Annotated in this window: 7 protein-coding genes; 1 reads left to right on the forward strand and 6 read right to left on the reverse strand. The window is 66.4% G+C overall.

Features of this window, described 5'->3' with window-relative positions:
• Positions 1-25 precede the first annotated feature (25 nt).
• From EPO55_RS11295 to EPO55_RS11320, 6 genes are all read right to left on the reverse strand, one after another.
• A complete protein-coding gene (locus EPO55_RS11295; RefSeq protein WP_296336897.1) occupies positions 26-1,432 on the reverse strand; it encodes a CpaF family protein in 1,407 nt (468 codons plus the stop codon).
• Between the two features lie 423 nt (positions 1,433-1,855).
• On the reverse strand, positions 1,856-3,142 hold the full coding sequence (locus tag EPO55_RS11300; RefSeq protein WP_296336891.1) for a cellulose synthase operon protein YhjQ/BcsQ: 1,287 nt from the start codon (positions 3,140-3,142) through the stop codon (positions 1,856-1,858).
• A gap of 10 nt (positions 3,143-3,152) precedes the next feature.
• On the reverse strand, positions 3,153-3,815 hold the full coding sequence (locus tag EPO55_RS11305) for a CpaD family pilus assembly lipoprotein (RefSeq protein WP_296336892.1): 663 nt from the start codon (positions 3,813-3,815) through the stop codon (positions 3,153-3,155).
• 10 nt (positions 3,816-3,825) lie between these two features.
• Positions 3,826-5,778, reverse strand: coding sequence for a type II and III secretion system protein family protein (locus EPO55_RS11310; RefSeq protein ID WP_296336893.1), 1,953 nt, complete (start codon positions 5,776-5,778; stop codon positions 3,826-3,828).
• Positions 5,775-6,773 carry a Flp pilus assembly protein CpaB gene (gene cpaB / locus EPO55_RS11315; protein WP_296336894.1) on the reverse strand — a complete coding sequence of 333 codons (999 nt, stop codon included), beginning with the start codon at positions 6,771-6,773 and terminating at the stop codon, positions 5,775-5,777. The genes EPO55_RS11310 and cpaB overlap by 4 nt, the downstream gene beginning before the upstream one ends.
• A 15-nt stretch (positions 6,774-6,788) precedes the next feature.
• The gene (locus EPO55_RS11320; protein ID WP_296336895.1) at positions 6,789-7,295 is read right to left on the reverse strand and encodes a prepilin peptidase; all 507 of its coding nucleotides are present in this window, start codon (positions 7,293-7,295) and stop codon (positions 6,789-6,791) included.
• A gap of 174 nt (positions 7,296-7,469) precedes the next feature.
• Here EPO55_RS11320 and EPO55_RS11325 point away from each other — a divergent pair.
• Positions 7,470-7,701 (forward strand): hypothetical protein (locus tag EPO55_RS11325; RefSeq protein ID WP_296336896.1); only part of this gene is annotated, 232 nt, incomplete at its 3' end.

Raw genomic sequence — 7,701 nt, forward strand, 5'->3', positions numbered from 1 at the left:
TCGAGGTCGAAGCCTTGAGCTCCGATCACGTCATCGCCTCCATCAGTACCTTGTCGAGGCCGTAGTAGGCGGCGCGCGGCAGGAAATGAGGCCGCAGCCCGGAACTCTTGAAGGCACCGCTCAGCTTGCCGTCGAGGGCTTCGCCGCGGAACTCGTAGGTGAAGAGGTCCTGCGTGACGACGACTTCGCCTTCCATGCCCATGACTTCGGTGATGTGCGTGACGCGGCGCACGCCATCGCGCATGCGGCTGATCTGCACGATCAGCTGCAGCGAACCTGCGATCTGGGAACGGATCGCCTTGGGTGGCAGGTTCGAGGCACCCATGGTGACCATATTCTCGAGACGTGTGAGCGCCTCGCGCGGCCGGTTGGCGTGCAGCGTCCCCATGGAGCCGTCGTGACCGGTGTTCATCGCCTGGAGAAGGTCGATCGCCTCGGGGCCACGGACCTCGCCCAGGATGATGCGGTCCGGCCGCATGCGAAGTGCATTCTTCACGAGGTCACGCATCGTGACCTCGCCGTTGCCTTCCAGGTTCGCCGGCCGCGTCTCGAGGCGGACGACATGGGGCTGCTGCATGCGCAGCTCGGCGGCGTCCTCGATGGTCACGACGCGCTCGCCGTTGTCGATCATGCCCGACAAGGCATTCAACATGGTCGTCTTGCCCGATCCGGTACCGCCCGACACGACGGTGTTCAACCGGCAGCGCGAGGCGATGCGCAGTACCGTCGCCATGGCCGGCGAAATATTGCCCTGCTGCGCCATCTGGTCGAAGCCGATCTGGCGCTTGCCGAACTTGCGGATCGAAACCGAGGGGCCATCGATCGCCAGCGGCGGGATGATGATGTTGACGCGACTGCCATCCTCCAGGCGCGCATCGCAGATCGGGCTGGATTCGTCGACGCGCCGGCCGATGCGACTGACGATCCGGTTGCAGATATTGAGCAGGTGGGCATTGTCCTCGAACGTCACCGACGTGAGGTCGATCTTGCCCTGACGCTCGATATAGATCTGCTTGGGGCCGTTGATCATGATGTCGGTAATACCGTCGTCCGCGAGCAGCGGCTCGAGGGGCCCGAGGCCCATCATGTCGTTCACGAGCTGCTGGACGAGGTCCGTCTGCTCCGGCCGGTTGAGCTGGATGCGATGCTCGGCGAGCAATTCGGCGGCAAGCCCCTCCAGTTGGTGCACCAGTTCGCTTCGCGGCATGCTGACGGCCGCGGCGAGATCGATCCGGGTCATCACCATGGGCTGCACCGCCCGCCGTGCCTGATCGACCTTGCTTCGTGAAAGTTTGCTCGAGGAATTATCGCCCAGTTTTTCGCTGGGTTCCGACTTGACCAGCGATTCGGCCTGGACGGCCGCCGAGCGCCCGGAGAACCCGGTCTTCACCGCCGCCGGCGCCGCTTGCGGTCGCCCGGACAGGACCGGCACCTTTTCACGAGACCCTTCCTCGACGGCGTTCGTCGGATCGGGCGGCGGATCCACCACAAGTTGGGGCGCCGGAGTGCCGAAACTCGTTGCCGGAAGAATCGGTCGCAGGACGTCGGCGACGTGATGGCGCAGTTCGAGCGGTGCCAGTACGACGCCGTGACTGCGGAAATGGGCCTGCGACAGCGAGCCAGCCTGGCGCGTCACCTCGCCAGCCGGAGTGCCTGCGTCGACCAACGTGCGCAGTCGCGGAGCGACTGCGTCGCGCAGGCTGGCGGACGCCGCCGTCATGCGTGCATCGCGGTCTGCGGGACCAAGGTCGGGGCGAGGTTCCGTGGGCGTGCGGCGGTCGATCCGGTCGAGCGGGCCGACGGTGGCAACTTCCATCTGTTCTGGCTTCTTGGTCCGCAATCCGAACATGGCCGCCTACTTCTTCTTCAGGCCGCGTCCGAAGCGCTCGAACAGGCTCGCCGCCTTGCCGACCTTGCCTGCCCCCTTCTCACCACCCGGCGAGTCGAGGCCGGCAACGAACGGCCGCAGCGCCTTGACGATGCCGCTGGCCGGCGCCGCCTCGGAGAGGGGTTTGCCGACATTCACGGCCGAGAGCGCCGCCGCCGTATCGGCGGGTATCTGGCAGTCGACCTTGTGCTTGAGCGTCCGCTCGACGTCCGACACCTTGACCGCCGAGCGGCGGGCCTCGATTGCGCCGCCGGTGGCGATGTACAGCCTTGCACTCGGCGCCACGTCGTGGACGAGCTGCTGGAGGCGCATGGCATCCCGGACACCGGGCAGCGACAGGTCGGTGACGAGCAGAATGTCGGTCGATGCCTCGATCACCTGGCGCTGCATCACCGGGTCGCCGCGCGGCACATCGGCCACGACCCAGCGGAATCGGCGATGAATGGACCTCAGGAAGTCGCCGGCGGCATGGGGCCGCGCCTGGAAGCCGTTGGTCGGCGCCTCCTCGGCTCCCATGGCGTAGAGGAATTCGCTCTTCTTCTGCGCCACCTGCTGGATGAACAGGGCGTCGATCCGATCCGGCTGGTCCAGCGCTTCTCGCAAGGCATCGATCGCCTCGAGGTCGAGGGCCAGCATGAGCGAGCCGTAGTGCAGGTCGAAGTCGATGAGCAGGACCTCTTCCTTGAGGCGCGCGCCCAGCATGGCCGCGATTGCGACTGCCGCCGTCGTGGCCCCGACGCCACCACGCGCGCCGATGACCGACAATGTGCGCGGCACGGCGTCCTTCGGCGGCGATTGACCGGATGGCACGGCCCCGCCTGTCCGCTGACGAAGGTCGAGTGCACGCTCGACAGCCCGTCCCATGGCGCCCTCGGCGAACGGCACGGCCAGATAGTCGTTGAAGCCGACCGCAAGCAGGTCGCGGAACAGGGCCACGTCGTTGATGCGACCGACGCCGATCACTATGCAGCTGCCCGGAACGGCGGTCTTGAGCGCCGCGGCATCGGCAATCGGGTCGGCGGCGTCGGCGAGATCGACGATCAGGAGATCGAGATCGCGCGGCCACTCGCCGATCGCCAGGGCGGCGTCGATCGAGCCTTCCCGGATATTGGCCTTGCCGAGGGTCATGTTGAAGAGATCGGCCGACACGCGCGACAGCGTCACGGTGTCGGAGATGAAGGCCATCGTGCTGAGACCGGGCTTGTCGTCTCGAGACGTCGACGTCAGGACTTGGGCGCTCGCCGCAGCAGACATCTTTTGCGCCTCAGTTCGTCGCCGGCGGAGCGCTTGCGGCACCTCCACCAACGCCGATCATGCCGGTCGTGTTGAGCGGACGGACCTTGCCTTCGCGATAGCGCGCGACTGCTTCGGCATTCACCGTGCCGTCGGCCGGACCGGGCGGCCGCCCAACCGCGGCATCGCGCGGCCGGGCCAGCATCTGGCCCATGTTGTAGGCATCGGCACAGCCAAAGCCCGGCATGGCGGCCTCGTTGGGGTTCCACATGGCCGCCGGCGTGTAGTTCGGACACCGGTTGCTGGCGATCAAATACTCCGAGCGCACAACGACCACGGAATTCGGACCCATCGCCATGGCCGGCTCGACCGCGGTGGTCACCCAGCGTGCGCCGGAGTCCGACAGGTTCTGCGCGACGCGCTGGGCCCGCATCTTCTGCACGGCCCCTCCCGAGCCGTCCACGACGACGGCGAATTCGTCACGCTGGGCGCGCCTGCCTGCTGCGACCATCGCCTTGAGCGCATCGAGCTGCGCGGCATTGAGCTGGCCGGCACCCGGCGCGAAGTTGACGGCGACCATCGTGTCGGATCGGACCGCGTCATGGACCGTGTCGACGGTGGCCTGCTGGGCGACCGGATTGTCGCAGGCCGCAAGGCCGCTCGCCGCGAGGAGCACGAAGATGACGGAACGCATGACCACTCCCCTATTCAAGTTTGAAGCCGGCCGTCGGCCCGACGTTCTGCTCCCGGCCGACCGCGACGCGGCGCGGCGGCGTCGGATGGTTGAGGCGCTGATAGACGAGACGGTCGGCGTCCGTCGGCGGCACGCGATCGGTGAGCGGCGTGCGCAGCTTGCCGTTCGTCGGCTCGACGAAATACGGCGTGATGATGATCACCAGTTCGGTTTCGCCACGCTGATAGGCGTCGGACTTGAACATCGTACCGAGAACGGGGACGTCGCCGAGCCAGGGAATCTTTTGGACATCCTGTTGCGACGTCGACAGCAGAAGGCCGGCGATCGCGAAGCTCTGGCCGCTGCCAAGCTCGATCGTCGTGCTCGCCTTGCGCGTCTTGATCGCGGGTATCGTCACCACCGAGGTCGCCGTGAGCGGCACGCTCACCGAACCTTCGGTCGACAGCTGACTGACTTCAGGTGCGACCTTGAGGTTTATGCGCTCGCCGATGATGGTGGGGGTGAAGGCGAGGCTGACGCCGACCTGCTTGTAGGAAACCGCGACCGTGGCAACACCCGTGCCACTCTGAGGCACGATCACCGGAATTTCGCCGCCCGCCAGAAAGCTCGCGGTCTCTCCCGACATGGCGATCAGGTTCGGCTCGGCAAGGATGGTCGCCTGGTTCTGGGTCGCAAGAAGGTCGATGAAGGCGTTCAGGTTTCCCGACTGGATCGCAACGGCGCCCGTGGCGGCGCCGCCGATACCCGTTACGGTTCGGACGGCCGCACCCGTGCCAATGCCAATGCCGAAGATATTGGCGGCGGACAACGCAAAATTATTGATGTTCTGCCAATTGATGCCGACGCGCTTGAGCGCGTCGCGGCGGACTTCGGCGACCTTGACGCGCAATTGCACCTGGGTGGGCGCGTCGATCCTGACATTGCTGATGACCTTCGTGGCATTGCCGTTGACGTGCTGCAGCGCCAGTCGACGCGCATCCTCGGCGACGACCGCCGAGCGGACGGTGCCGGTCATCACGATGGTCTCACCCTGGTTGTCATAGCTGATGCCGTTGGCCGGATGCAGCACATCGAGCGCACCCTTCATGCGGCTGACCGGCGAGGTAACGCTGACAATGGTGTTGAGCAGGACCCGATCCTGGTCGTCGACGGCATAGAGCACGGTGTCGCCGGGCTTTTTGGCGAAGACATAGACCATCGTCGGCGAGCGCACCTGGACATCGGCGATGTCGGGTGCAGCCACGAACACGGTGGCGGCGGGGCCGGGCAACTTGATCGCGGTGCCCTTGTTGATTTCAAGGGTGAGCGTCGGCGGCTGGGTCGGCACGACCTGGCTCTGCCCGAAGGCGCGGCTCGGTGCGCCACCGCCAATCTGGGGCGTGCGCGGCGCGCCGGGCGCCGTGGCGGGAGGGATCGGCACCGGCGCCGGCGCAGGAGCCTGCGCTTGCGTCTGGGCGAACTGCCCCTCACCACGACCGGCGGCCGGCGCGACGGCCATCGGCGCCGGGGATATCGCTTGTGTCGCCTGGGGCATGCCGACATCCGGTGTGAGCGAGGCGCTGACGATCGGCGCCCGCGGCGGAATGGCGGCGACTGTGGGCGGCAGCGCCGGGGCCGATCTGGTCTCGGCCGGCGGCACGGCCACGCTCGCCAGCGGCGCGTTCACCGCCGGCGGCGATGTCATCGTGCGCATCATCTGCTCGACGCGTGCCGACTCGCGGCGATTGAGATCTTCCGAGACGTTGTCGGTGGGGTCCTTCTTGCGTGCCGGCTTCTTCGCCGCAGTATTGGCGTTCGGGTTCTTGGCCTTCGTCTGGACCTTGGTTCCACTGTCCGGCTCGACCGACTGCGCCAGCAAGAGCGTGGGATGCGTTGCGAACGACAGGGCCGCGGCGAGCGCCAGCGACGAGCCGACGCGACGCCAGATCGACGGTTTGGGCGCAAAGGCGAATGACTGGCTCATTGCGGCACACTCGGGAAGGTATTGGTTGAGGTTGTGGTCCGAGGACCCGGCTTGGCCGAATCAGGCGCCGGCGGGGCAGACGGCTCGGCGGAAGTACTGCCGTCGGGCTCTTGTTTGGTGCGGGCGCTGCCGCGCAACAGGTAGATGGCGCCACGCGCGACCTCGGGCGGCGGCGTGGCCGTCGGACTCTTGATCAGGCGGCTCACCTGGCTGTCGTGGGTGTAGCTGTAGCCGAGATCGGCCGGCGATTCGTCGACCAGGGCCTGATCGCGCTCGGCCTCATCCGGGTCCTGCAGGCTGCGCAGGACCAGAGACAGTTCGCCCATCTTGACCGCCAGCGTCACGATCTCGGTCTGCTTGGGCGTGAGTTCGAGCGTTGCCGTCTTGGCAATGTCCGGCTTGTCGCCCGGCGCGAAGTCGAGCTTCTGATCCATGGCGATCACGCGGGCGTTGCGCAGGATCGTCTCGGTGGCGCTGTGCTGGCCGCCGCCACTCGAACTGGTCAGCACGTGGGTCAGCAGCACATCGACGCGATCGCCGGCGTAGATGAAACCGGAGACCGCGCTGGTCGCCGTGGCCGGAACGCTGACGGCACGCATGCCAGAGCGCAGCACCGCCGCCAGGAAGCCGCGTGAGCCCGGCATGACGATCTCGACCTCGACGATCGGCTCGCCGATGTGGAATGAACTGCGCGCCACCGCGCCGACGAAATCGGAGATCGGCCGCCTGCCCTCGACGATATACGTCGGCGGCAGTGCCCCTTGCGGCCAGGGCTGCCAGCGCAGATCGTCAGGCTTGATGATCTGGCCGGTGCGGATCGCCGTACGCGCGACCAGGACCTGGACCGCCGGCTTGGCCTGCGCGACCGGCCGCTGGCTTGCCGCCTGAGCAACGATCGCCGCGCGTTCGGCCTCCAGCCAGGCGCGGGCCAGGAAGGCCGTCGCGCCGGCAACGAGAACCGCCAGCAAGAGAAAGGCGACGCGCTTGCTATTCATGATGCCGCCGCCCCCTCACGAGGTCGCCAGCGATACGGCGACCCACAGGCCGCCGGCGGCGATCGCCGGACCGTAGGCCAGGCTGCCACGCATACGCCCAGCGACAGAGGCATCGCCAACCGAAGCAGCCGGACCGACCCGTGCGCCCATGAATGACGCCAGCCCCAGCACACCGCCCGCCAGCGCCGTGACCATCAGAAAATCGGGGAGCAAGGCGGGCCCGGCGAAGAGACTGGACGCGGCCAGCAGCTTGACGTCGCCGCCCCCCAATGCGCCGACGGCGAAGCCCAATGTGCCGAGCGCGAACACCGCCACGGCACAGCCAGTCGCAACCCCGATCCTGATGAGCGTCGTGTCGCCGGCTGAAAGGCCGCTCAACACCCAAACGCCGAAAACCGCGACGATCGCCAGCGAGACCGCGTCGGCGATGCGCATGGTGCGCAAGTCCTGCCAGGCCGCCACGACAAGCAGCAGCGCGAAGCCAATCAGACAAACGAACTGGAGAAGGACAAGCAGCGACATCCGACACCATCTGACCCGTCGGTGCCGCGTAGCACCGCAAAAGGACCCTTCGATGATCCGATCAGCGTCGCCTTGAGCCTTCCAGCTCGCCGCGCCATGACCGGAAGTCCCGCTGTCCTGACGATCTACTTGTGTGGATTCGCTTGTGCCGGGCTACGCACGGCGGCCCTGAACATGGCCAGAAATGGAAAACTTCCAAACGAATGCACAAATAAAAATCGAACAAAGACTGCAGATAAGAACGTTACAAAGGATATTTTGTCTAATAACTTAAGTCAAGGAGTTAGTGCATTATTTCTAAAGGGAAAATTGGCATTTGACACCGCTAATAGCGGGTCAAATACATCGGGCGGCCCATCGCTGGGGCACCCCTCCCAAGCTGCCTGCCGTCGACGCCTCAACTCAT

Origin of the sequence: Reyranella sp. (genome assembly GCF_004296935.1) — a bacterium.
Lineage (GTDB): Bacteria > Pseudomonadota > Alphaproteobacteria > Reyranellales > Reyranellaceae > Reyranella.

Excerpts from the sequence above, each read along its gene's own strand:
- cpaB (WP_296336894.1), bottom strand. The coding sequence starts at position 6,773 with ATGAATAGCAAGCGCGTCGCCTTTCTCTTGCTGGCGGTTCTCGTTGCC.
- EPO55_RS11320 (WP_296336895.1), bottom strand. The coding sequence starts at position 7,295 with ATGTCGCTGCTTGTCCTTCTCCAGTTCGTTTGTCTGATTGGCTTCGCG.
- EPO55_RS11305 (WP_296336892.1), bottom strand. The coding sequence starts at position 3,815 with ATGCGTTCCGTCATCTTCGTGCTCCTCGCGGCGAGCGGCCTTGCGGCC.
- EPO55_RS11310 (WP_296336893.1), bottom strand. The coding sequence starts at position 5,778 with ATGAGCCAGTCATTCGCCTTTGCGCCCAAACCGTCGATCTGGCGTCGC.
- EPO55_RS11300 (WP_296336891.1), bottom strand. The coding sequence starts at position 3,142 with ATGTCTGCTGCGGCGAGCGCCCAAGTCCTGACGTCGACGTCTCGAGAC.